The organism is Chondromyces apiculatus DSM 436, from assembly GCF_000601485.1.
Classification (GTDB): domain Bacteria; phylum Myxococcota_A; class Polyangia; order Polyangiales; family Polyangiaceae; genus Chondromyces; species Chondromyces apiculatus.
Genome location: NZ_ASRX01000117.1, coordinates 1 through 23,412 on the forward strand (window position 1 = coordinate 1; position 23,412 = coordinate 23,412).

The following is a 23,412-nucleotide window of genomic DNA, read 5'->3' on the forward strand; positions in this document are numbered from 1 at the left end:
CCCCGCAGCCCCCGCAGCCCCCGCAGCCCCCGCAGCCCCCGCGCCCTTCCCGGCGAGCAGCGCGTCCACCAGCGCCAGTGCCCCGCCAGCGGCCCGTCGCGCGGCCGCCACGGACCCCGGTGACACGTACGTATCCGCGTCGAGCGTCGCCCAGTGCCCCTCCAGCCGCGACAGCTCCGCCAGGTAGGCCGCATCGTGGGCCCGTAGAATCTCCTCGTCCTCTGCATCCCGGGGCGCGAGCTTCACCGCCTGCATCCCCTGCTCCGTGCAGTGCGCGAGCCCCCTCCGCGCGGCCTCCAGCCGCTGCGGCCGCTCCGCGTGATGACCCCGCGCGTGGTGCTCGTCGAACAGCGGATCGTCCACCACGTGCACGGCCACACCCTGTGCGGGCGCAGCCTCACCACCACCTTCGGACAACGCAGCCTCGCTCCGAAGCTCGGAAGAAGAAGAACTCAAGGACGCACCCGCTCCATACTCCTCGCGTAGCGCCGCCCTGGGTTGCTGGCAACGCTGGATCCTCCCTCGCGTCCGCCCCGCGCGGCGGGTGTAGGTAGCTAGCGGCCACCCCCCCGCGGCCCTACCATGCCCTGGTGCCCCAGCGCAGGGTCCCCCCGCCCGACTTTCGCTACGTCTGGCTCGGGCCTGCGCCGGGCCGCGGCAAGCTCGGCCTCGCTGCGGGCACCCTCGGCTTCGTCGGCGCCTCCACCGCCCTCTGGGCCACGAACCACCCCCTCCCGGCCCTTGCTTCTGGCCTCCTCGGCGTGGCCCTCGCCCTCGGCTCGGCCCGCACCGGCAAGCGCCTTCCCCTTCAGCGCGGCGCCCGCGAGGTCTCCATGGCCATCGTCCCCTGGGGCATCCTCGTCACCCCGGACACCGAGCCCCGCGTCCTCCGCTGGCCAGCCGTCCACCGCGTCACGGTCGACCTCGCCCACACCCTCCAGGGTGGCACGCCCACCATCGTCGCCAGCCTCGTCACCATCCACACCGAGCGCGAGATCCTCGCCGGCTGGAGCCCTGGCGCCGTCGACCTCGCGCGCCTCGTCGCCAACCTCCCCGAGTATGCCGCCGAGGCCTCGCGCCCTGTCGCGGCCGACCTCGAAGGCACCACACCCCTTGGCGACGGCATCACCGAGCCCATTGCCGCCGACCTCCTCCACACCGCGGACCTCCTCTGCTCCACCAGCCGCGGCGCCGAACGCCTCCTCCTCCCCCACGGCGACTACCGCACCTCTGCCCGTCGCATTGCCGTCCCCGAGACCCTCTCCCTCCTCCGCCGCGCCCTCACCGACAGCGCCCCGTCCCCTGCCATCCCTGCCGACCCTCGCCCTCTCGCCGCCATCCTTGCCGCCATGCTCGACGCCCGCCCCCTCCTCCCCGAACTGCTCGCCCTCGCCACCTCCCCCCACCCTGTCGTCGCCGCCTTTGCCAACGCCTCGGCCGTACGCCTCGGCGCCCCCCCGAACCAGGCTGGAGCCCTCGACGAGATCGCCGCCTTTCTCTGCGAAGAAGACCTCCAGCTCACCCAGCGCTGGATCGCCGAGCCCCCCCTCCACCCCTGACCGCCGCCCCCTCTCGTCCGCCTCTCGCCGCGCTCTCCGCGCTCTCCGCCTTCTCCGCGTCCCTCTCGCCGCCCCTCTCGCCGCCCTCTCGCCCCGCCCCGTCTTTCCGGCCTTCTCGTCCGCCCTCCGCCCCAGTCCCCGCCGCGTCGGCGCACCTTTCTTGAGCGAACCCCCCGAACTTGCTAGGACCCTTCTCTCCCCCCCCGCTTCAGCACCTCGCACCGCGATCTGCATGCAACGGGGTAGCGACCAACGGGAGCGTAGGGGCCGATAGGCCCCTGCTTTAGGGTACGCAGTACCTGCTTTAGGGTACGCAGTACCTGCTTGTAGGGGACGCAGTACGATGGTGCGGACGACGCTTGCTGCGGCTCTCCTGGGACTCCTCGCCTTTGGCGCCACGGCGCCGGGCTGTGCGGAGCAGCGCGCGGCTGGGCCTCCGCCGGCCCAGAGCACCACCCACAGTGTGGCGACGGCCCCGGCCACCGGAGCGCCTCAGGCGGGGGCTGCTCCCGAAGCCAGCGCCCAGCAACCTCTCCCTCTGACGGCCCCCCGCACCCCGCCTCCGGGCTGGGTCGACGCCATCCGCCTCGACCGCTGGGCGGATGCTGCTGCCCAGATTGACGCCCTCCCCGACACCGACCGCCGCCGCCCTGAAGTGCGTTATGCCCGGGCCCGCGCCGCGCTCGCCCTCGGCGATGCCGACCGCGCTGCCGAGCTTCTTCACACCCTCGACACCGAGCTTCCCCTCCTCGCCGCGGACATCGCCCGATACCGCGCCGAGGCTGCCCTCGATGCTGGACCTCATGCCGCGGCGGCTGCGTACTTCGCCAGCTCCAAGGACCCTTGCGACCTTGCCCGCGCTGCCGACGCCCATGCCCGCGCGGGCGACTTCACCCAGGCCCTTGCCGTCGCCAACCGCGCCGTCGTCGCGGCCCAGCGCGCCAAGAGCAAGACCGACGAAGCTACCGCCCGCCTTGCCCGCGCTGGCGTCCTCCGCAAGGCCGCGGCCCCGCGCCCTGCACCGCAACCCCGCGTTTCCCAGACGCACACCGGCCCGGTCGTCACGGCTCCTCCCGCAGCGCGTGTCACCCGCACCGTCCCTCGCGACGTCCCAACTGCCCCTCTCGCTGCGCCTGCCGCACCGGATGCACCCATGGCATCCGCCGCGTCAGCCGCCTCTGCTGCATCAGCCCCCACGACATCCGCCGCGTCCGCCGCGTCCGCCGCGTCCGCCGCCTCCGCTGCCTCCGCCGTCTCCGCCGCGCCTGCCGCCTCCCCCAAGCCGCCTCCCTCCAGGCTCCCCGCGCCTCCTGCGGCCGTCGCCGACCTCCTCTGGATTGCCCGCAACGCCCCCAGCACCGTCCCGGGGCGTGACGCCCTCGCGGCCCTCACCGATCTCGGCGCTGTGCTCACCCCCAAGGAGCGCCTCGACCTCTCCGACGCCCTCCTCGCTGCGGGCAGCGCTGCCGACGCCGCGGCCCTCCTCGCCACCCTTGGCACCACGGGCGTCCTCCCCCGCGCCGACCTCCAGCACCGCCGCGCCACGGCCCTCTACAAGGCCCGCGACGACGCTGCCGCCCGCGCCTTCCTCGACGCTGCCGCCACCCCCTCGCCCCGCCAGCCCGAGCAGCTCTACTACGCTGCCCGCGCCCTCTCCCGCCAGGACCGCGCCCCCGAGGCCATCACCCGCCTCCGCGAGATCACCACCAGATTCCCCCGCACCTCCTGGGCCGAGGACGCGAGCTACCTCCTCGCCCAGCTCCTCCTGCAGACTGGCCGCTACGCCGACGCCGCCGCCCAGTACACCCAGTTCCTCGACCGCCACCCCCGCAGCACCCGCCGCCACGACGCCGAGCACGACGCTGCCCTCGCCCTCGTCTCTTCCGGCAACCCTGCGGGCGCCCGCACCCGCCTTGCCCGCCTCGCCTCCAGCGCCCGCCGCGTCGACGACGCCGCCCGCCTCAGGCAGCTCGAAGGCGTCGCCGCCCTCCGCGCGGGCGACAAACCGGGCGCCATCCAGATCTGGACCGACGTCATGGGCACCTACCCCCTCTCTTGGGGAGCCCTCACGGCCCGCGCCCGCCTCGTCGCTGAGGGCGTCACCCCCCCGCCGTTCCTCGCCCCTCCCGCGGTCACCACCCCCGCCCCCCTCGCCATCCAGCTCCCCCCGGCGGCTGCCCTTCTCACCTCCATCGGCCTCGACGCCGACGCCGAGCGCTGGGTCGCCGACAACGAACGCACCATCTCCGCCCCCTACGGCGCCCGCAGCGGCGAGGCCCTCTGCGCCATCTACGGCGAGCTCTCCCGCGCCAAGCGCCGCTACCGCATCGGCGTCAACGCCGTCACCTACGAATCCCTCAAGCGCGTCCCCTCCGACGCCGACCGCTGGGCCTGGGAGTGCCTCTACCCCCAGCCTTACCTCCCTGCTGTCCGTGCCCTCGAAGACCAGCACGGCATCCCGAGCGCCCTCGTCTACGCCCTCATGCGCCAGGAGAGCGCCTTCGACCCCGTCATCGAGTCCCCCGTCAGCGCCGTCGGCCTCATGCAGCTCATGCCCTACACCGCCGAGCGCGTCGCCCGCGAACTCGACATGGGCCTCGACCTCCGCGCCCTCAAGACCCCCGAGGTCAACCTCCGCCTTGGCGGCTACTACCTCGCCAAGCTCCTGCGCATGTTCGACGGCAGCCTCCCCCTCTCTGCGGCCGCCTACAACGCCGGCCCCCGCGCCGTCTCCCACTGGCTCGGCGACGCCGTCGACCACGACACCGACCTCTGGGTCGCCCGCATCCCCTTCGGCGAGACCCGCCATTACGTCAGCCGCGTCCTCGCCAACCTTGCCCGTTACCAGTGGCTCTCTGGTGGCGACGCCGCGGTCCCCCCCATCCCCCTCCAGCTCCCCACCGGCGTCCGCGCCCCCGCCGACGCGTACTGACGGCCTGACGGTTCGCGCCCCTCCTCGGCCCCGATGGGCACGTCGTGCCGCCTCCCCGCGAGCCGCTCGAACTCCAGCACATCGTGCGCGCACACGATCGTCACCTCGCTCCCGTGCGCGCGCCCGAGTTCCCGCAGCCGCCGCTGATTCCGCTTCCGCGCCTTCCGATCCTTCTCCATCAGCGTCTGGTACATCGCCAGCCCTGGCGTGCACCGCGGCCGGTCGGGATCCATCTCCCCGTGATAAAAATACGCATCGGCCGCGAGCAGCAGCCAGTCGTCCTCGCGCCGCACCGCGATCCCTGCGTGCCCCAGCGTGTGCCCGACGAGCGGCACCATCACGATGTCGCCCCGCACCCCCGCGAGTTCGCGCGCGCACGCGAACCCGAACCACGGCTCCCCCTGACCCTCCACGTACACCTCCCAGTTGTGGCGCGTCGACCACTGCTGCGGGCGGTAGCGCATCCGATCCAGCGCCGTCGCCTGCGCCATCGCCGAGTCCCGCTCGTCGGCGAGCAGGTGCACGCGCGCCTCCGGAAAATCATCGAGCCCGCCGGCGTGGTCGAAGTCCAGGTGACTCAGCACGATGTGCCGCACATCCCGCGGATCGAACCCCATCCCTTCGATCTGCCGGATGGCCGTCATCTCCTCCCGCAGCTCTGGCCGCACGAGCGCGAGGAAGAACGCGCTCAGCCTCCCCCGCGGATCGGCGACATCGCGCGTCCCGTAGCCCGTATCCACGAGCACGAGCCCCGCCTCCGTCTCGACGAGCAGACAGTGGCAGGTCAGCCGCGCGGAGAGCGACGCATTCCCCATCGACGCCTTCCCGTTACCCCCGTCCATGAGCAACCCGCCCAGCGGACAGGCAGAGACACAGTTGAGGTGATGAACGCGCATGCCCCATCAGCCTGCAAGTGCCGTGCAAATGCGGTGAGGTGCCCTGAAGCGCCCTGAAGAGCCCCACCAGCCCTGGCCCACCGCTGCCCGACCCACCAGCCCCTTGCGTCACCGCTGCTTCGCGGCCACCGTGGAGACCATCGTGCAGCTCGTCGCCAAGAGCCGCATCGTCCTCCGCGACCGCGCCCTGCGCGTGCATGCGTACGGTGACGCCCGCTTCTTCGCCCGCGGCGCCGCCTGGTGCATCCTCGCCAGCGCCCTCATGGTCGTGCTCGGCCTGGCTGCCCCCGAGCTCCTCGTCCCCCCCCCTCTCTCCCTCCTCGTCGTCACCGTCACCCTCGCCACCGGCTTCCTCCTGGCCGCGGCCGTGGTCTGGCTCGGTGCTGCCTGGGGCTCCGCCACCCGCCACGGCGCCCTCCGCGTCTCCGACGCCCTCTACCTCGAAGGCCGCGGCCGCCGCCTGCAGATCCCCCTCGCCGCCGTCCAGCGCGCCCACCTCCGCCGCCGCGCCAACGCCATCACCCTCGGCACCGACCGCGGCGTGGTCCTCACCGTCGCCCTCCGCGCCCCTGGCGAAGCCTCCCGCCTCCTCGACGCCCTCGCCCAGCCTGGCGCCACCGCCCCCTTCCGCGTCTGCGCCTACCTCCCGTCTCCCCGCCATGCCCGCGAGGTCATCACCGTCGCCATCGGCTTCGCCCTCTGCCTCATCGGCATGTTCGTCACCCGCCACGTCCCCGTCGCCCTCGTCCTCGGCACCCTCGCCGGCCTCTCCACCTGGTTCCTCGCCAGGATGGCCGGCTGGCCTGCCTTCAGCGCCGACCTCGTCGTCGGCCGCGACGGCATCGCCCTCCGCCACCAGGGCAAGGAGCGCTTCCTCCCCCTCTCCCGCATCGCCCGCGCCGACCCCCTCGAAGGCGGCATCTCCCTCACCCTCACCGACGGCGAGCACCTCCGCATCTTCCTCTCCCCCCCTGCGCTCCGCCGCCCTGCTGGCAGCCTCACCGCCGACCTCTGCACGCGCCGCTGCGCCCACCTCCTCCGCGCCCTCCACGACCACCTGCACGCCCAGCCCGAGGCCGCGGCCCTCACGCCCTCCCCCGCCGCCGACGTCCTGCTCGCGCGCCGCGGCCGCGCCCTCTCCGACTGGCGCGCCGCCCTCCGCGCCGCCGTGACCGACGACGGCGGCACCTACCGCACCGCCACCCTCTCCCCCGCCCGCGCCTTGGAAGTCCTCGAAGACGGCCGCGCCCCCCTCGACCACCGCATCGGCGCCGCCCTCGCCCTCGCCCCCACCCGCGACCGCCGCGCCGCCCGCCGCCTCCGCATCGCCATCGCCACCAGCGCCAGCGAAGACGTGCGCGCCGCCCTCGAACAGGCCGCCGAAGACGAACTGCAAGAGAGCACCCTCGCCCGCGCCCACACCGCCACCGGCGAGCCCTGAGGTACTACGGTACTGCGTACCCTGGGTCAGGGGCCTCTCGGCCCCTACGCTCCCGATGGTCGCTACCCTGGTGCTGGGCGGCTTCGGAGGTGGCCGTCAGGGGTGCGCCAGAACAAGGCTACGTGTCGGGTTGCCACTTCGCACCCAGGTCCTCCACGAACTCTGCCTCGAAGAGATCGAGCGCATACTCACGCGCGCGCAGGATCTTGTGGGCATCTGTGAGGGTGGCTGCGTCAAAGGGCGAAGCCGCCGTCACGGACTTCTTCTCAAGGACGAATCCCAGGTGGTTTCGGCGCAGCAAATCGTCCTGCAAAACCTCGGGGGTCGTGAGGCGGAGTTGCCCAGGCGTCAACCACTCCCGCAGGCGCTTCAGATCCTCATCCTCAGCCAGAACACGGTTGGCAAGGATGTAGGGAGACTCTCCAGGAAACAGGCGTTGCAATGCCTCCGTGCCGCGTGCGCCATAGAGCCGCTGCTGCTTGCTGCCGCCGGTCAGGCCATCTCCCTCGATGGCCATGGCGAGGATCGCTGCGCGTGAGCGAACAGCATTCGCGCGTAGCTGGCCGAGCGGCGTGACCACCGGTCTTTCGAGCCAGTCCAGCGCACGCTCTCCACGAATCAGCGCTTCGAGCCGCTCAAACTCCCCGCGGAGCTGCCCACTCGTCATCCCGGTGAAGTGCTCGTTGTACGTCGACCAGAAGAACCACGTTCGCAACCCGTCCGCAGCTCCGAGCACCTTCTCTCCCCCGAGCCGCTGTGCAGCGCGGAGCAGCGCGACGAGTTGGTAGGTATAGGGAAGGCTCCCGGGACCATGAACTCCGAAGCCGCGCAGCAGTTCCGCCACGGGCTCGAAGATCTGCGGCAGCGCGCGGAGCAGGTCACGACCTTCGGTCGTGTTCAGCTTGCCCTGGATCCCCTTGGCTCCCGACTTGTAGATGTCGAGGTTCCAGATCGCCTTGAGAGAGGCGATCACCACCTTCCGATCCACGCCTTCCCAGCCCACCGACGAGAGCTGGGAGGTGAGTGAGGACAGCTCGCCGTTGAAGCTGAACGCATCTCCCAGCGTCAGCGCATGCGCCATGTCGCCTTCGTCGAGATCCTGCCCGAGGCTGTTGACCCGCGCGAAAGCCTCGGTGACCAGCTCTTGATCCTCGGAAACGAGAGGCACCACGGGGATCAGGTAATCCCGAAACCGGCTCTCCAACCGCCGCGCCTCCTGGAGCAGGTCCTTGTGGCCACGGCTGACGAGCGCTGCACGGAACTCGAAGAAGAGATCATCATCGAGCACGCACGAGAGCGGCATCCACGTCGACGAAACCTCCTGCTGCCCGTGGCGCAGGTGGAACCGCAGGTCATCTCCCGCCTTCGGAGCAAGCTCGAAATAGATGGGCCACCTTCGCCCCTCCGCATCTCGCTCGTGCCCCTCGGGCAAAGGCATCAGCGCAGCGTACAGGGTCGTGAGCCGTTGCAGACCATCGATGACGTAACTGCGCACGCTCGCAGCGCGCGGCGTGGGCAGCGTGCAAGGACCGATCTCCGTCCGCACCTTCAGCCCCTTGTCGGACCCGGTTCGCCAGACGAGCAGACTGCCGATCGGGATCCCTTGCCAGATGCTGTCCATGAGACGCAGCCGCTGCTCATCGCCCCACACATAGCCCCGCTGAAATTCCGGGATCAGGAGCGTCCCGTTCCGCACCTCCTGGAGCAGCGCGCTCAGCCGCGCCAGCGCCGGTGTATCGAACATCTGCCCCACGGTCAGAGCACCGCCCAGAGACTCTCGACCAGCTGATCGCGCCATGCCTGCGCAGCGCGATCCTGGACGAAAACCTCCCAGAACCAATGATCTTCGCAGCCCTTGTCACCGTACATCTTACAGATGTCGTCGCCGAAGCCGTTTTTCAGAAGATGTCGAATGGGAGGATGGTCGCTGTGACTGTTCCAGCGGCGTGCACGTCGATGGCGCTTGCTGCGGCGTACCAGATGGCCTTCCGCACCCCCCTCGACCTTGGGTTCGCACCCTTGGAAGACCAGGGGTAGCTCGGCTTCTGTGGGCCGGCGCTTGCTCTGCTTCACCTCTTTACGAAGTCCGTGTGCGACGTCTTTCAGCAAGCCCTCTTTCATGTTGAAGCAAGCGCGCCTCACATCCCCGAACATGGATGATCTGAATGCCTTCAGGAGCTTGGAGCGGTGGTCTATTTCAGGTCCCTTGCCCTTGCTCACCCATCTTTCGAGTGCTTCAAAGGGCAAGTAATTTTCGATCGTCCGCCGGCTGAGCTGGTGGCCGGGAAACGGCCTCGGACGAGCCATCCCAGCGCAAAGCTGACGCAGAGTCTCGGACGTCTTTGAGGGTTTCGTGGGATCCGAAGGCTGATCTTTCGTTGCGGCTCGCACGTCACGATCGAGCATCGCCCAGCTCCGGAGGCGCCGGATCCAGTCCGTGATATCCCGGGCGTCGGACGGCTGGTCAGGCAGGGTGGCCAGGTTTTCCAGAAAGGCTTTCAGCTCGCCAGTCCCTCCGCCGAGCGGCACCTCGATCCGCCCCTCGGCCAAGTGCGCATTCAGCTTCTCGCGATCGCTGCGCACCAGGATGCGCCGCAGGAACTCAAGATCATTGCGCCCATTCTCCAGCACCAGCCAGAGCGGCGTTTGCATCACCTGCAGGGCGTCCTTGTGGGAGAGCACGCCACCCACCCACTGACTCTCCGGGATCGGCTCGACACGGATTCGCGCGACTGACATCCCCATGTTCGCGGACGCATCGAGGCTCTCTTCGAGCTTCTCGTGAACCGCAGCTCGGATGGCTGCGGGCATTGACTGGAGCAGGCGCTGAATCGACTGGGCGTCGTCATCGCTATTCCACTCGGGATCGAGCAGCAGGACGTGGTGACGCTCCATCGCCGTCAGTACGAAGCGCATGAAGTCGAGCAAAGTGATCGCTTTCTCATGGAACAGCGACTGATCAACGGTGACGATCATCGCTCAGAATGTGCCGGTGGCGGCTCGGGAGAGGGGCCTGCATTCGCTGGCTGCTCCGCGCGCAGATGCGCCCGGCTCAGCTCGCGCAGGATGCGCCGCTCGTCCTCGAAGGCGGTGCGCAGGTGATGACTCCTGGGCAAGCCATGCTCGTCGAACTCCACCGCATCCACACGGCTCACGCCTTGCTCGTCCTGCTCGACCCAGTAAAGAATCACCTGACTCGGATCCAGGCCATTGGCGATGGCGAGCTGCACGCCGAGGAGCAAGGGACGCGCGTGGGTCTCCAGCAGGATGACCGGAGCGTCCTCTGCCCTCACGATGCTGGCGAGGTGCTTCGCGAGCAGGATCTGCAGATCATCGTGGAGCTGGCTGGTCGGCTCCTCCACCGCGATGTAGCGCTTCCCGTCGGCCCGGGCCTCCGTTCGCCGCAAGGCGAGCGCGACGAGAATGGGAATGAGCTGGCCCATGCCTTCCCCTGTGGAGGCGAGGGGTATGGATAGCTCCGGCGCTGAGACAGGAGGCAACAGCCAGCGCCACGTCTTCGGTCCTGTCGGCTCCGGGCGAAGATCCCGGCCAACATTCTCTCTCAGCCACGTCGCCACCTCGTCGAACGCCGCGCGATCGTACCTGAGGATCTCCTGAGCCTCCTTGCCGTCGGGTGAAAGGCTCGGTTGCACGCCGCGCTCTGTCAGCACCGACTCCGGCCTGGCGCGGACAGCGGAGAGGTACTGGACGCTCCCGCGAAGCTCCAGCAACCGGATCCGCAGCTTGGTCATCAGCGGAGGCAACGCAGACGTCTCCAGAGGCAAGAGCCCACGGAACGAGAGCCCAGCGACGCGCACCGCGCCTTCTGGGAGAGTTACCTCGGGCATCTTGGGGTGACCGTACCAGCTCTGCGGGCGATCGTGCTCTGTCCCGCCAGTCCCCGTCACCAACAACTCCTCGACCTGCACCCGTTCGATGCCATCGACCACGGAGAGGCCGATCCTCCAGGCAGCCTCGAAGCCGTCATCCCACCACAGCGTGAGCCGCAGGTGCTTCAGCTCGCGGTCACGCACGTTCAGGATGTCGAGGAAGGCCGCACCCCCCCCCGGCCGCGCCGCTGAGATCGAGCGGGCTCTCGGCCGACTCCGCCACTGAGTCGGCGAGGATCCCGAGGAGGCGAACCACCGAGCTTTTACCGGCGTTGTTCTTCCCGTAGATGAGCGTCAGGGGTCGGAGGTGAACGTCGAGGCCGCCCTCGAAGGCGCGGTAATGCTCGACGGCGATACGGTTCAGGCGAGGCATGGGTGGTTGGCCAGTGCAAGGATAGTGCGCGAAGTCCCTCACTATGAAGCCGTGGTGAACGACAGTGGCACACCAGAGGGAACATCGGCAGCGGTGCGCCACCGCCGACGGAGCACTGCCCGAGTGTTGTGCTCCAGCCCGGGCGTGCGGACATTGGGGCCACCTCGACCAGCGCGGAGCCTCCATGCCCACCCTCTCAGTCCCTCGCACGCTGTCCGCCCGTCGCGCCCTCGGCGCGCTCGTCTTCGCCCTCGTCTTTCCCACCGGCTGCGGCGGGGATGACCCCGCCAGCACCTCCTCAGGCAGCGCCACCAGCAGCACCTCCACCGGCAACGGCGGCAGCGGCGGCGACGATGGCATGGGAAGCCACGGTGGCGCTGGTGGCGCTGGCGTCGGCGGCAGCGGCGGCAGCGGCGGCACCGGCGGCGCTGGCGGCGGCGGCGTCAGCCTCTGCATCCCCGGCGAGACCCGGAGCTGCTACTCGGGCCCTCCGGGGACCGAGAACGTCGGCGCCTGCGCCTCTGGCACCGAGACCTGCGGCGCCGACGGCAGCGCCTGGGAGCCTTGCGTGGGCGAGGTCCTCCCCACCCCCGAGACCTGCGACACCGACCTCGACGACGACTGCGACGGCGCGACGGCCTGCGGCACTGGCGACCACGTCTGGAGCCGCCGCTTCTCGTGCACCATGTCCGACGGCGCCGACGCCCTCGCCGTATCGAGCACGGGAGACCTCGTCCTTGCCGGCACGGCCGACGCCACCATCGACTTCGGCGGCGGCGCGCTCCCGGGCAACGGCTCGCGCGACGTCTACGTCGCCACCTTCTCGCCGACCGGCGCCTCCCTGATGAGCGCCCGCTTCGGCGACGGGGCCAACCAGATCGCGAACGGCGTCGCCGTCTCCAGCGACGGCAGCATCGTCCTCACCGGCTACTTCACAGGCACCCTCAACTTCGGCGGCGCCGACCTCACCAGCAGCACCGACAGCGCCCTGTTCATCGCCAAGCTCGACGCGAACGGCGGGCACCTCTGGAGCCACGCCTACGGCCAGGACAGTGGCGGCTCCCACCTGGGCCATGCCGTGGCCGTCGACGCCGACGACAACGTCATCGTCGTCGGAGCGAACGGCGGCACCCTCGACTTCGGCACGGGACCGCTGCCCACGGCGCAGTACTCCGACATCTTCGTCGTCAAGCTCGACCTTGCGGGCAACGTCCTCTGGGCCAGGGGGTTCCCGGACACCGGCGTCGCCAGCGCCGACGACGTCGCCGTCACCGCGGACGGCTCCCTCGTGATCACCGGCGAGCACAGCGCTCCCGTCGACTTCGGCGGCGGCCCGCTGCCCGCGGGCAGCTACCCGTCCGCGTTCCTGGCCAAGCTCGACCCTGCGGGCAACCACGTATGGAGCAAGAGCTTCGCGGGCGGGGGCAGCAGCAAGGCCTTCTCGGTCGCGGTCGACGCGGCGGACAACGTCGCCCTCACTGGCACCTTCAGCGGCTCTGTCGACTTCGGAGCCGGTCCCCTCACCACCGCGAGCCTCTTCCAGCCGGGCATCTTCGTCGCCGCCTTCGACCCCCTGGGCACGGCGACGTGGTCCCTGGGCACGGGCTCCATGCTCTACAACCAGGGCAACAGCATCGCGGCCGATGGCGAGGGCAACTGGCTGGTCACGGGCACGCACGCGGGTGGCGTCGACTTCGGCCTGGGCGAGCTGCCGTTCGTGAACGCCACCCGGACCGACTTTTTCGTGGCCAAGCTCGACCCGTCCGGCAACGCCGTGTGGTCGAAGGGCTTCCACTCGGTCTTCAACGACCAGGGCGCCGCCGTCGCCACCGGCGCCGCGGACGAGGTGTACGTCAGCGCCCTGGCCTCGGAAGCCATCGACCTCGGTGGCGGCCCGCTCCCTTCGGCCTGCAGCAGCAACGGCATCGTGCTGTTCCAGCTCTCCGAGTAGCCCCCTCCCTCCTGCCCGGCCCGGAACCGGTGACGCGCCGCACCCTCCCGGCCCTCCCCCACCGCCCTCGCGACCTGCGGCTGAAGCCTCACCTCGCAAAAAGCCCGGCTCCCGACCACGTCGCCAAAACTCCCGACCACGTTGCCAAAACTCCCGACCACGTCGCCAAAACTCCCGACCACGTCGCCAAAACTCCCGACCACGTCGCCAAAACTCCCGACCACGTCGCCAAAACTCCCGAGTAGGAGCCCTTACCTCCCGAGGAGGGGCCGGCGAACTCCCGACCACGTCGCGCGAACTCCCGACCACGTCGCCAAAACTCCCGAGTAGGAAGCCGCGACTCCCGAGCCTACGGAGCTTTGCCCTGAGTCTGCAGACGGCTGCCCTGAGTCTGCAGACTGTTGCCTTGCCTACGTCTTGCCTGACGGGTGCGTCCTGTGATGGATCTACGTTCAGGAGGGATCCGACATGACCGCGGTTCGATGGGGGGGGGTGCGGGGCGCGCTCTCCGTGCTGGGCTTGGGGTGCGTCCTGGCGTCCACGGGGTGTGCGACGCTCTCGGGGGCGTTCACGCCGCCGGAGGAGGGTGGGGCGCCGTGGGTCGAGGCGACATCGCCCCACTTCCTGCTGCAGACCGACCTCTCGGCAGAGGAAGCGCGCGACGCGCTCACGGAGATCGAGAAGATCCACGCCGCGCTCACCGACCTCGTCTTCTCCTTCGAGGCGAAGCCGCAGCAGCGGACCCGCGTGGTGATCTTCCGGCGACCGGCGGAGTACCGCGAGGTGACGCCGACGGAGACCGTGGGGTTCTTCAACCGCAGGGCGTGGCTCGGCGGAGAGGGAACCGAGCCGCTCGCCGTGCTTTACGGAGGGCTCACCCCGGAGGTGCGGGAAACGATCCAGCACGAGCTGACCCACCGCATGGTCGCGTTCTATTACCCGACCACCCCTGCGTGGCTGAACGAAGGCCTCGCCCACTACTGCGAGACCCTCACCGTGAGCGATGGGTTTGCCTACCTGGGTCGCCCCGCGTTCGCGTTCGTCGAGGGCCGCCACTGGAACCGGTACCCGCTCGTGCCCATGGACGTGGTCCCGAAGGTCCGGGTGCTTGCCGACAGCAGTGCGCTGGACTTCTCGGCGGAGAGGGACGCGGGCGCGACGAACAAAGAGGAGAGGGAGATCTTCCAGAACGTGGTGGCGCACCGGGCGGGGGCCTGGGCGCTCGTGCACCTGTTCCGGAACGGACCGCCGGCGTACCGCGAGCGCTTCGAGGCCCTGATGCAGCGCCTCGGCAAGGGCCAGAGCTTCAAGGGGGCCTGGGCCGAGGTCTTCGACTGGAACGCCATGGAGGCGCTCGCCACGGACTTCCGCGCCTCGTTCGTGTACGGCGGCGGCGAGGTGGCCGTGCTCAAGACGGCTTACACGCCGCCGCCCGTCCCCATCGCGGAGCCGCGCGCGATGTCGCCGGTGGAGGTGCACCTCCTCTGGGCGGCGCTGCGGCCGAAGACCTGGAAGGACGAGATCGCGGCCGCGCTGATGCTCGAGCCGGGCTCGTTGATGGTCCGGCGGATGAAGGCGCAGCTCCTGCTCCGGACCGGAGATGCCGCGCCAGCGGAGAAGGAGTTCCGGTCAATCCTTGAAGAGAATCCCGACGACGTGTCCAGCCAGCTCGCGCTGTTCAACCTGTACGGCGAACTCGCGGAGCAGAAGGGCGCACCTCCGCAGTGGAAGGAGCGCGCCCGCGCCCTCGCCCCGAAGCTCTTGCCCCAGGCCACGACGGCCCACCGCCTGAACAGCCTGGCGTGGCACATGCGTGGCTGGGGGCGCGATGACGAGGTGCTGGAGCTTGCGGTCCGCTCGGTGGAGGCCGATCCGAGCTGCTCGGACTGCTACGACACCCTGGCGGCCGTGCTCGCGAAGCGCGGGGAGCTGGAGAAGGCGGTGGAGATGCAGACGCTCGCGGTGAACATGATGCCGGAGGGCGCCCGCGACGAGGAGGTGCTCCAGGCGCTCGCGGTGTACGAGAAGGAGCTGGAGAAGGCGCGGGCACGTGCCGGCACGGCAGGCGCGGCAGGCGCGGCAGGCGCTGCGGGCGCTACGGGCGCTACGGGCGCGGCAGGCGCTGCGGACGCGGCAGGCGCGGCGGGGGGAACGGCGACGGCGGCGGCAGGAGGCCTCTCGGTCCCGGTGATCCGCACCATCGTGCAGCGGAAGCGCGAGGCGTACCAGCAGTGCTACGCGGCCGGGCGCGCGCGGGACGCCAAGCTCGCCGGCAAGGTGGTGGTGGAGATGGTGATCGCGCCTGACGGCCGGGTGGTCGCCAAGGCCGACCCGACGACCAGCCTCGCGGATCCCCAGGTGGTCGCGTGCGTGGTGGCGGAGATGGCGCAGCTCCGCTTCCCGGCCCGGAGCGAGGGCGCGGCGCAGACCGTGCTGTACCCGGTCTCCTTCTCGCCCGAGCGGCCGTCTCCCTGAGCGGCTGCCGCGCGGAGCGACTGGCGCGCTGAGCGGCTCCTGCGCACGCTAAACCCCCGGAGCCTCAGTGAAATCATGCGCCCGGGCGTCGCCCCGGGCTCCGGGCCTCGAAGCGGGTCGACGCGCGTGCGCGGCTCCGGCACGATGATCGGCGTCCCTCGCCAGATCCTCCGGAGCCGCGCATGACCATCACCTCGATCTCCTCGATCCTCTTCGCCCTGCTCGTCTTCTACGTCGCGCTCAAGCTCCTCCGCCGGCGCGAGAAGCGCGAGGCCGTGCGCCAGCACCGCCGGGAGCGCTCCGAGGTCGAGCGCTGGCTCGACGACGCCCTCTCCCGCGAGCTTTCCCGCAAGCTGAGCCTCGAACGGGACCTCTTGCTCCGGGCCCTCGAAGGCGCGCCGGAGCCCGAGGCCGTCGGCCCCATGGAGGAGGCGGTCCGGGAGATGCAGGCGAAGTACGTCTGGCGCCCCGACGGCTCCGTCGAGGTCCTGCTCGACGTCTCCTTCGAGGACGGCACCAGCGCCAGCGCGAACCGCATCTTCCCGCGCAGCGCCATGCCCGCGGCCGTGAGGGACGAGTTCACCCGCACGGGGGCGCCCAGCGTGCTGCGCCCGCTCCACTTCCCCTGGTCGACGCCGGAGTGACCTGAGTGACCGGCGCCCGCTTGCGTTCCCGGTGAAGCGGCGCCTGCCGCTCAGCCGCTGAACGCCTTCAGGTAGACCTCGTCCACCAGCAGCCAGCACCCCGCGCAGTCGAGCCACATCCTGCCGCCGGCCCGGTGCTCGCGCAGGCTCCACGTCCCGTCGTCTCTCCGGGTGAACTGCTCGCAGAGCGCCACGTCCTGAGAGACCAGCACGTACTCGCGCAGCGAGGGGACCTGCCGGTACTGCTCGAATTTCTTCCCGCGATCGTGGCGCTCCGTCGACTCCGAGAGCACCTCCACGATCACCTCCGGGTTGAGCAGGGTGTCGCCGTGCGCGTCCTCCAGCTCGGGGCGGCTGCACACCACCATCACGTCCGGGTACGTGTAAAGCCCGGTGGCCGACACCTTCACCCGCATGTCCGACGGGTACACCTGGCAGGGCCCGCGGCGCAGCGCGCCCCGCAGCTCCCCGACCAGGTTGGCCACGAGCAGGTTGTGCTCCCGGCTCGCGCCCGCCATCGTGAAGACCTCGCCCCCGAGGTACTCGTGCTTCTCCTCCGAGGCCCGCTCCATGACCAGGTAGTCCTCGACGGTCCACGTCCGGCCGCTGGCCTGCGTCTTCCTGATCATCGGCCCACCTCCTCCTGCGCTCAGCCCCCGCGCTCCACCGGCTCCACCCGCACGTCCACCTCCAGCGTCTCCCCGCCGCCCCCCACGTAGATCGTCCCCGAGGTCGGCGTCGCGTCCACGTAGTTGCGCCCCACCGCGACCCGCACGTGCTGCGTCTGGGTGAGGATCCCGTTCGTCGGGTCGAAGCCCTTCCACCCCACCTCCGGCAGGTACACCTGCAGCCACGCGTGCGACGCCTCTCCCTGGCGCTGGTTGTCGTGCTTCGGCCCGGTGTAAATGTACCCGCACACGTAGCGCGCCGGCACCCCGAGGAGCCGCGCCAGGCAGATGAACAGGTTCGTGAAGTCCTGGCACACCCCCCGCCGGTTCGCGTACACGTCGAACGCCGTGGTGGACAGGGTCGTCGTCCCCGCCGCGTACTTGTACTCGTTGAAGATCGTGCTGTTCAGATCGAGCAGCGTGTCGAGCAGATCGTAGTCGTTTCGCTCCACGAAGCTCATCCCGTAGTCCACCAGCTCCGCGAGCTCGCTCTCCGGCAGCTCCGGCGGCAAGAGGTACGGCTGCAGGATCTGGCGCTGCCACGGCATCCACACCAGCGGGATCATCGACCGCGCCCGCAGCGGCCGGAAGCTCAGCGGATCCGTGTCCCGCAGCTCCACGAGGGAGCGCGCCTCCAGCACCATCTCGCTGAACGGCGTGTCCACCAGCAGCCTCCGGGCCCGGTTGCCGAACACGTCCTCGTAGTCCCGCTGCCGCCCGTCCACCGAGATGTGCAGGTGGTGCTCGATCAGCTCCTGGAGCCTGTCGTGCACCGGCGTGAGCCGGAACAGGTGAGCGCTCCGCACCACGGGCTCCTTGTAGCGGTACACGGTCCGGTGCTTCACCTCGTACCGCTGCACCTGCGCGGTCATGGGCCGCTGCATCGTCGCCCGCGACCCCCCCACGGGCCGCACCGAGCCACCGTCCGGCGACGCCGCCCCTACCTCGGCCGTGATCGCCCCCTGCCGGATCACCAGCAGCGTCCCTGGCGCGACCCCCACCCACTCCCCCGCCACCCCCTCGGCCGGCGTGAGCTTCTCCGACGAGACCAGGACCCCCTTGCGCGCCGGCATCCCCCGGCTGCTCAGATCGATGACCAGATCCTGATCGCTGAACGACGGCCTGTCGTGCGGCGGCGTCACCTTCCACAGGTAGGCGTCCCCGTCCCCGCGCCGGTCCGCATACACCACCAGATCGCGCCCATCGGTGAGCACCGAGGTGAGCCCGCCGTGGTCGTTCATCGCCGCGAACCAGTCCCGCAGCACCACCGGATCCACGTCCCCGAGGCTCCGCTTGCGCTGCTCGAAGAGCCAGTTGAGCAGCCTGCAGAACACGTTCTCCGTGTCCGTCGACCCCACTGGCTCGAACCGCGCCTCGGGCTCGGGGCTGAGCCTGTCCTTCATGCTCCCCGAGTGCGCGAACAGCCAGTCCCGCCCCCCCCAGCTCCTGCTGAACGGCTGGGTGTTCGCGTCGCTCACGCTGCCCCAGGTGGCCGTGCGGATGTGCAGCAGGAACAGTGACGACTCCAGGTGCTCCCACGCCTTCACCAGCTCGCCGCGGATGCTCCCCGTCGGCGGCGCCGGCTCCTTGAGCACCGACGCGCTGGGCTCCCCGCCCGGGTAATACCCGATGCCCCACCCATCCGGCAGGGTGCGCCCCGGCCGCAAGCACACCAGATCGAGAGACGGCGCGAGCTCCCCCTCGAACGACATCGCGAGCAAATTCGGCATGGCGGCGCGTTCCTCCCCGCGACCCTAACCCACCGGAAGGGCTTTGTCCCGGCGCCCTGGGCTTCCTGGGCCATCTCCACGCCGCCGACTACCCTCGGCGGCCAGAGGAACCGCGATGGCAACAGTCTTCATGCCCGAGCATAGCCCACTGGATCGCATCTTCGCCGCGAAGACGACCTACCGCATCCCTGCCTACCAGCGACCGTACTCATGGCAAGCCGTGGGCAAGAGCGATCAGGATAGCCAGGTTATCCAGATGTGGCAGGACCTCTGGTCGTTCTTCGGCGACAACCGCAACAACACCAAGGAGTACTTCCTCGGCTCCATGGTCATCGTGGATGACCCGAACAAGCTGCGTAACTTCGAGGTCATCGACGGCCAGCAGCGCCTCACCACGTTGCTTCTCCTGTTCGCCGCAATGCGCTGCTTTCTCGTCGAGGTCATGGATAGTTCTCCAGCTCAATCAGCAGAGGATGGCAAGCGTAAACTGAGCGAGCGCATGAGCCACAGGCTCGAAGACTTTCTTTATAACGAGACAGGACCCAGCATGTTTGCTGCCCTGAAGCTCAAGATAGAGCGGACCGTGGGGACCGACTACAACAAGATTCTTGAGAGAGCGGTTGCCTGCCAGAAAGACGAGGTGGTGGCAAAGCTCGAGAAGAAGCACCGAGAAATCGCACAGCGATATCTCAAGAATCGCGACTATTTCATGGTCCAGCTACGCGCAAGCTTCCTCGCCGAAGGTGAGGTCAGCCTGGCCTCACTCGATATTCAGAAGCTGGATGACTTCTTCGTCTTCCTGAGCACGCGGGTCGCGATCGTCCAGATCAAGAGCAGTGATTTCAGTACTGCATACCGGATCTTCGAGATCCTCAACAACCGCGGCCTTCCGCTCTCCAATCTCGATCTATTGCGAAACTTCGTTCTGGAGCGGCTTGCGGAGGCAGGCATCCCGAACCTGGACGAGCGATGGGAGCATCTGGAGTCGGAGTATACGTTCAGTGAGGATTTCGTCGGGCGCTGGGCGGAAAGCCTCAATGCCGCACAGCCCCAGGCTTCAGCCTTCAGCGAGGTGCAGCGCATCTTCGAGAGGCGCTACCAGGACAGCCTTGAGGAGAAGAAGATCGAGATCTTCTACCGAGACCTCGAGCGCAATCTCTTCTGGTACAACCTCATCACCGAAGAGGAAGAGCGCATCGAGGACGTGGGGATCCGCAACGCGATCACCTTCATCAAGCTCCTCGGCAACGACCGTTACAGCATCGATCTACTCCTCGCCCTCTTCCGGAGCAGAAACTACGAGGGCGGAGCCGACGAAGAAATCGCTCAGTTCCTGCGCGTCTACCGCACGCACGCGCTCCACGTCTTCTTGCTGGGTCGGTTCTCCAGCTCCACGATCTACGAAGCCATCAAGGCATTGAACAAGGGCGAGCTGGCCAAGGCGCGTCAGTCCTTCGCGCTCACCGATGCCGAGAAGCAGGTGCTCGCCAGCTTCTTCGAAGGCCGCATCCCTCGCAACGAGCCTGCGAAGCTGCTGCTCGCGGCCTGCGTGTGGGAAGACGCGCGGGATGAGCGCCAGCGAGACGTGGTGGAGCAGCACCTCTCCTACGACAAGGCCACGCTGGAGCACGTCATCCCCCAGAACCCTGCTCCGAACACCAACTGGCTGAGCGATTTCGACGCGGCGTTCCGCGCAGATTTCACCCACCGCCTCGGCAACATGACGCTGCTCACGCACGCCAAGAACTCCGCCAACAAGAACTTCGACTTCGCCAGGAAGAAGCAGGTCTACGAGCAAACCAGGCTCCCGATGACCTTCGAGCTCTCCCAGCAGCCGCTTCTCACGCAGGCCTACCTGGAGGCGCGTCACCAGCGGATCGTGGCGAAGCTGCGGAGCATCTTCCTCGGATAGCTACGGCGCGGGTGGCGTGACTACCCGCGCCGCCGCCGCCTCCGACGTCGCCGCCTGGATGAGGTCGATGAGCGCGCGCAGCGCAGCCGGCATCTGACGTCGCCCCGGGTAGTACAGGAAAAAGCCAGGGAACGGCGGGCACCAGTCCTCCAGCACCCGCACCAGCCGCCCTGCCGCGAGGTGGTCGGCGACGTGATGCTCCAGGGAGCAAGCCAGGCCGACCCCGTCCAGCGCGGCCGCGACCATCAGGTCTGGATCGTCGAGCGTGAGCGGCCCCTCCACCGCCACCTCGAGCGCCTCGCCCTCCCGCTCGAACTCCCACCGGTACATCGCCCCGCTCGTCACCTGCCGGAAGCCGATGCAGGCGTGCTTGCGCAGATCGCGCGGCGTGCGCGGCGCAGGGCGGGCGGCCAGGTACGCGGGCGAGCCCACCACCGCTGCGCGCAGGTCCGGCGTCACCCGCACGGCCACCATGTCGCGCTGCACGTACTCGCCGAGGCGGATGCCGGCGTCGAAGCCCTGGGCGACGATGTCGATCAGCCCATCCTCCACGAGCACCTCCAGGCGCACGTCCGGGTAGTCCCGCGCGAAGCGCCCGAAGAGGGGCGCGAGCACCATGTTCGCCGCCATCCGCGGCACGTTGAGGCGCAATGTGCCTGTCGGCCGCTCCCGGAAGGCGTTCACCCCCTCCACCGCGCTGGTGATGTCCGCGAAGGCCGGCGCCAGCCGCTGCAGCAGGCTCAGGCCCGCCTCCGTCGGCGCCACGCTGCGGGTGGTGCGGTTGAGCAGCTTGGCCCCGAGCCGCTCCTCCAGCGCCCGGATGGTGTGGCTCAGCGCCGAGGGCGAGAGCCCGAGCCGCGCCGACGCACGCCGGAAGCTGCGCTCCTGCGCCACCGCCACGAAGGCGGCCAGATCCGCGTACTCGGTCCCGCGCATGATTGTTGGCTCCGGTTCAGCAACCCATGCGGTTCATAGCGCATTCTGCGGCGCGAGGAGCCGCCCTATCTTCCCCGCAGCCCTGCAGCCCTGCAGCCCTGCAGCGCGCAGCGGCGCCGTGGAGATCCTCATGACCAGCACCCCCGAACGCATCGCCTCCCAGGACCGTCCCGTGGCCTCCCAGGCCCGCTTGAAGGACAAGGTCGCCCTCGTCACCGGCGCCGGCACCGGCATCGGCCGCGCCGCGGCGCTGGCCTTCGCGCGCGAGGGCGCCGCGGTGGTCCTGGCCGGGCGGCGCGAGGCCGAGCTTCAAGCCGTCGCCGGAGAGATCCTCGCCGCCGGAGGCCGCGCCGCCGTGATCCCCACCGACGTCACCAGACCCGAGGCCACCGCGGCCCTCGTCAAGGGCACCCTCGACCGCTTCGGGCGCCTCGACGCGGCCTTCAACAACGCAGGCACCGTGGGCGTCATGGCGCCGATCACCCAGCTCACCGAGGAGGCCTTCGACCACCTCGTCTCCGTCAACCTCCGGGGCACCGCCTTCCTGGTGAAGCACGAGGTCGAAGCCATGCTGGCGCAGGGCCAGGGTGGCGCGATCGTCAACACCTCGTCGTGGCTGGCCAGGAGCGGTGTCGCCGGCGCTGCCCTCTACGCGGCCAGCAAGGGCGCGCTCGACGCCATGATCCGCTGCGTGGCGCTGGAAGTCGGAGGGAGCGGCATCCGGATCAACAACCTGAACCCTGGCATCATCGACACCCCCATGTTCCGCGGCGGCGGCGGCGACGCGCTCGAAGCCCTGGTCGCCGAGCGCACCCCCTTGAAGCGCCTGGGAGCCCCGGGCGACGTGGGCGACGTGGCGGTCTGGCTGTGCACCGATGAGGCGCGCTTCATCACCGGTCAGTGCCTCGCCGTCGACGGCGGTCTCACCGTGGGCGGCGTGCTGTGACGCGCGGGGAGCTGCGCAGAGGCCAGGGATGGAGACCAGCGGAGCGCCGGGACCGCGAGGCCTCGGATCAAGGGCGCGCGGCGCCAGCAGGCCGGTCGACGTCGCTGCAGCAGCGGAAGCCGAGGTGGTAGTTGAGGTGGCTGGTCTCGCTCATCACCCGCGTCTCGTGCCACGCCGGCGCCCGCCAGCGGCAGTCGTCCTCGTGCGCGGTGACCGAGCCGAAGACGAACCAGCTCCCCTTCATCTCCGTCATCCCCCCTGCCGTACCCAGCTCCTCGGGCCGGGTCGGGAGGCTCATGTGCTCCGCGGCGTTGCCGTGCAGATCGAACACCCCGAAGGCGCTCTTGCACGCCGGAAAAGCGCCAGCCGGGTACGTGTTCGAGCCGCACTTGTCGTACCCACCGCCAGGACACCCCGGCGTGCGCGCGCTGCCCGTGGCGCAGAGCGACTGGTCCTTCGCGGGGCCGTAGCTCCAGACCGGCGTGCGCGTGACGTTGTGGTGCTGCTTGGCCTCGTCGCGGGGTCGCCCCCAGGTGTACTCCTGCGCCACGGGCCGGAGGGCACCCGCGCACGCCCCCTCCCACTCGTGCGCATCGCACAGGCGCTTGCCCACCGCCTGGCAGAGCAGCGCCGCCTCGTTGGCGCGAACGTGGACGACGGGGTACTCGCAGGGGATCCCGGGGAACTCGAACTGGTCCACGCAGAGGCGGGCGTCGGCGGCGGTGTGGCCGGCGGTAGGGTCGAAGACCGGGACCATGTAGGGGGCGCCGCAGGCGGGGACGTCCGCATCGAGCGCCTCGGCCTCACGGCGGCGCTGGCGGCACATGGAGCGGGCCATGGGGTGGTGGGTGAGGGTCGGGTTGCCCTGGCCCAGCTCGGGGGAGGCCGCGAAGATGGCTTTCACCTTGGCCATGCGCTCGTCCGTGAGGCGGAGGCCCTGCTGCATGCGCGCGAAGAGGCGGGTGCGCTGCTCGGCGAGGGTGGAGGGGATCCAGTCGTCGTCCTCGGGGGCGAGATCGAGCGGGGGAGGGGAGTCGGAAGAGGGGAGGGGGAGGGGAG

Annotated in this window: 17 protein-coding genes and 1 pseudogene; 8 read left to right on the forward strand and 10 right to left on the reverse strand. The window is 69.8% G+C overall.

What is annotated here, in order from left to right; translation table 11 throughout:
* Nucleotides 1-417: pseudogene (locus CAP_RS41540) on the reverse strand (hypothetical protein); the annotation flags it as partial.
* A 173-nt stretch (nucleotides 418-590) separates the two neighbouring features.
* Between CAP_RS41540 and CAP_RS41545 the strand changes: the two are divergent.
* Together CAP_RS41545 and CAP_RS41550 are read left to right on the forward strand one after the other, a co-directional pair.
* On the forward strand, nucleotides 591-1,559 hold the full coding sequence (locus tag CAP_RS41545) for a hypothetical protein (RefSeq protein ID WP_044251676.1): 969 nt from the start codon (nucleotides 591-593) through the stop codon (nucleotides 1,557-1,559).
* Nucleotides 1,560-1,902: 343 nt separating this feature from the next.
* Entirely contained in the window at nucleotides 1,903-4,491 is a 2,589-nt protein-coding gene (locus CAP_RS41550; RefSeq protein ID WP_044251679.1) for a lytic transglycosylase domain-containing protein, read from the forward strand.
* On the opposite strand, the gene CAP_RS41555 is transcribed toward CAP_RS41550, so the two are convergent.
* Nucleotides 4,401-5,387 carry an MBL fold metallo-hydrolase gene (locus CAP_RS41555; protein ID WP_081865813.1) on the reverse strand — a complete coding sequence of 329 codons (987 nt, stop codon included), beginning with the start codon at nucleotides 5,385-5,387 and terminating at the stop codon, nucleotides 4,401-4,403. The genes CAP_RS41550 and CAP_RS41555 overlap by 91 nt on opposite strands.
* A gap of 103 nt (nucleotides 5,388-5,490) precedes the next feature.
* Between CAP_RS41555 and CAP_RS55505 the strand changes: the two genes are divergently transcribed.
* Nucleotides 5,491-6,828 carry a hypothetical protein gene (locus CAP_RS55505; protein ID WP_044251681.1) on the forward strand — a complete coding sequence of 446 codons (1,338 nt, stop codon included), beginning with the start codon at nucleotides 5,491-5,493 and terminating at the stop codon, nucleotides 6,826-6,828.
* 118 nt (nucleotides 6,829-6,946) lie between these two features.
* On the opposite strand, the gene CAP_RS41565 is transcribed toward CAP_RS55505, so the two are convergent.
* Genes CAP_RS41565 through CAP_RS41580 form a run of 4 tightly spaced genes read right to left on the reverse strand, consistent with a single transcriptional unit; the run spans nucleotide 6,947 to nucleotide 11,091 of the window.
* A complete protein-coding gene (locus CAP_RS41565; RefSeq protein WP_231512008.1) occupies nucleotides 6,947-8,572 on the reverse strand; it encodes a DUF262 domain-containing protein in 1,626 nt (541 codons plus the stop codon).
* An 11-nt stretch (nucleotides 8,573-8,583) separates the two neighbouring features.
* Nucleotides 8,584-9,804: a hypothetical protein gene (locus CAP_RS41570; protein WP_044251687.1), complete on the reverse strand. Its 1,221-nt coding sequence runs from the start codon at nucleotides 9,802-9,804 to the stop codon at nucleotides 8,584-8,586.
* Nucleotides 9,801-10,862: an AAA family ATPase gene (locus tag CAP_RS41575; RefSeq protein WP_044251690.1), complete on the reverse strand. Its 1,062-nt coding sequence runs from the start codon at nucleotides 10,860-10,862 to the stop codon at nucleotides 9,801-9,803. Before CAP_RS41575 ends, CAP_RS41570 begins: the two co-directional genes overlap by 4 nt.
* On the reverse strand, nucleotides 10,855-11,091 hold the full coding sequence (locus CAP_RS41580; protein ID WP_044251693.1) for an AAA family ATPase: 237 nt from the start codon (nucleotides 11,089-11,091) through the stop codon (nucleotides 10,855-10,857). The genes CAP_RS41575 and CAP_RS41580 overlap by 8 nt, the downstream gene beginning before the upstream one ends.
* A 184-nt stretch (nucleotides 11,092-11,275) precedes the next feature.
* Between CAP_RS41580 and CAP_RS41585 the strand changes: the two genes are divergently transcribed.
* The 3 genes from CAP_RS41585 to CAP_RS41595 all read left to right on the forward strand — a co-directional run bounded on the left by CAP_RS41585 (nucleotide 11,276) and on the right by CAP_RS41595 (nucleotide 16,161).
* Nucleotides 11,276-13,042, forward strand: a complete 1,767-nt coding sequence (locus tag CAP_RS41585; RefSeq protein ID WP_044251695.1) for an NHL repeat-containing protein — start codon at nucleotides 11,276-11,278, stop codon at nucleotides 13,040-13,042.
* A gap of 468 nt (nucleotides 13,043-13,510) precedes the next feature.
* Complete coding sequence (locus CAP_RS51645; RefSeq protein WP_156041629.1) at nucleotides 13,511-15,517, forward strand: AgmX/PglI C-terminal domain-containing protein; 2,007 nt, start codon at nucleotides 13,511-13,513, stop codon at nucleotides 15,515-15,517.
* Nucleotides 15,518-15,699: 182 nt separating this feature from the next.
* Nucleotides 15,700-16,161: a hypothetical protein gene (locus CAP_RS41595; RefSeq protein WP_044251699.1), complete on the forward strand. Its 462-nt coding sequence runs from the start codon at nucleotides 15,700-15,702 to the stop codon at nucleotides 16,159-16,161.
* Between the two features lie 50 nt (nucleotides 16,162-16,211).
* Here the strand turns inward: CAP_RS41595 and CAP_RS41600 are convergent, their stop codons facing one another.
* Both CAP_RS41600 and CAP_RS41605 read right to left on the reverse strand, forming a co-directional pair.
* On the reverse strand, nucleotides 16,212-16,790 hold the full coding sequence (locus CAP_RS41600) for a Uma2 family endonuclease (protein WP_044251702.1): 579 nt from the start codon (nucleotides 16,788-16,790) through the stop codon (nucleotides 16,212-16,214).
* Nucleotides 16,791-16,810: 20 nt separating this feature from the next.
* Nucleotides 16,811-18,559, reverse strand: coding sequence for a class II glutamine amidotransferase (locus tag CAP_RS41605; protein WP_044251705.1), 1,749 nt, complete (start codon nucleotides 18,557-18,559; stop codon nucleotides 16,811-16,813).
* Between the two features lie 115 nt (nucleotides 18,560-18,674).
* Here CAP_RS41605 and CAP_RS41610 point away from each other — a divergent pair, with 115 nt between their 5' ends.
* Nucleotides 18,675-20,471: a DUF262 domain-containing protein gene (locus CAP_RS41610; protein ID WP_081865816.1), complete on the forward strand. Its 1,797-nt coding sequence runs from the start codon at nucleotides 18,675-18,677 to the stop codon at nucleotides 20,469-20,471.
* Here the strand turns inward: CAP_RS41610 and CAP_RS41615 are convergent, their stop codons facing one another.
* Nucleotides 20,472-21,407, reverse strand: coding sequence for a LysR family transcriptional regulator (locus CAP_RS41615; RefSeq protein ID WP_044251710.1), 936 nt, complete (start codon nucleotides 21,405-21,407; stop codon nucleotides 20,472-20,474).
* 130 nt (nucleotides 21,408-21,537) lie between these two features.
* Between CAP_RS41615 and CAP_RS41620 the strand changes: the two genes are divergently transcribed.
* A complete protein-coding gene (locus tag CAP_RS41620) occupies nucleotides 21,538-22,353 on the forward strand; it encodes an SDR family NAD(P)-dependent oxidoreductase (protein WP_156041630.1) in 816 nt (271 codons plus the stop codon).
* Between the two features lie 67 nt (nucleotides 22,354-22,420).
* Here the strand turns inward: CAP_RS41620 and CAP_RS41625 are convergent.
* Nucleotides 22,421-23,412: SUMF1/EgtB/PvdO family nonheme iron enzyme (locus CAP_RS41625; RefSeq protein ID WP_052376864.1), on the reverse strand; the 992-nt coding region annotated here is incomplete at its 5' end.

Excerpts from the sequence above, each read along its gene's own strand:
- CAP_RS41565 (WP_231512008.1), bottom strand. The coding sequence starts at position 8,572 with ATGTTCGATACACCGGCGCTGGCGCGGCTGAGCGCGCTGCTCCAGGAG.
- CAP_RS41615 (WP_044251710.1), bottom strand. The coding sequence starts at position 21,407 with ATGCGCGGGACCGAGTACGCGGATCTGGCCGCCTTCGTGGCGGTGGCG.
- CAP_RS41595 (WP_044251699.1), top strand. The coding sequence starts at position 15,700 with ATGACCATCACCTCGATCTCCTCGATCCTCTTCGCCCTGCTCGTCTTC.
- CAP_RS41620 (WP_156041630.1), top strand. The coding sequence starts at position 21,538 with ATGACCAGCACCCCCGAACGCATCGCCTCCCAGGACCGTCCCGTGGCC.
- CAP_RS41555 (WP_081865813.1), bottom strand. The coding sequence starts at position 5,387 with ATGCGCGTTCATCACCTCAACTGTGTCTCTGCCTGTCCGCTGGGCGGG.
- CAP_RS41580 (WP_044251693.1), bottom strand. The coding sequence starts at position 11,091 with ATGCCTCGCCTGAACCGTATCGCCGTCGAGCATTACCGCGCCTTCGAG.
- CAP_RS41605 (WP_044251705.1), bottom strand. The coding sequence starts at position 18,559 with ATGCCGAATTTGCTCGCGATGTCGTTCGAGGGGGAGCTCGCGCCGTCT.
- CAP_RS41550 (WP_044251679.1), top strand. The coding sequence starts at position 1,903 with ATGGTGCGGACGACGCTTGCTGCGGCTCTCCTGGGACTCCTCGCCTTT.
- CAP_RS41585 (WP_044251695.1), top strand. The coding sequence starts at position 11,276 with ATGCCCACCCTCTCAGTCCCTCGCACGCTGTCCGCCCGTCGCGCCCTC.
- CAP_RS41570 (WP_044251687.1), bottom strand. The coding sequence starts at position 9,804 with ATGATCGTCACCGTTGATCAGTCGCTGTTCCATGAGAAAGCGATCACT.
- CAP_RS41610 (WP_081865816.1), top strand. The coding sequence starts at position 18,675 with ATGGCAACAGTCTTCATGCCCGAGCATAGCCCACTGGATCGCATCTTC.
- CAP_RS41600 (WP_044251702.1), bottom strand. The coding sequence starts at position 16,790 with ATGATCAGGAAGACGCAGGCCAGCGGCCGGACGTGGACCGTCGAGGAC.
- CAP_RS51645 (WP_156041629.1), top strand. The coding sequence starts at position 13,511 with ATGACCGCGGTTCGATGGGGGGGGGTGCGGGGCGCGCTCTCCGTGCTG.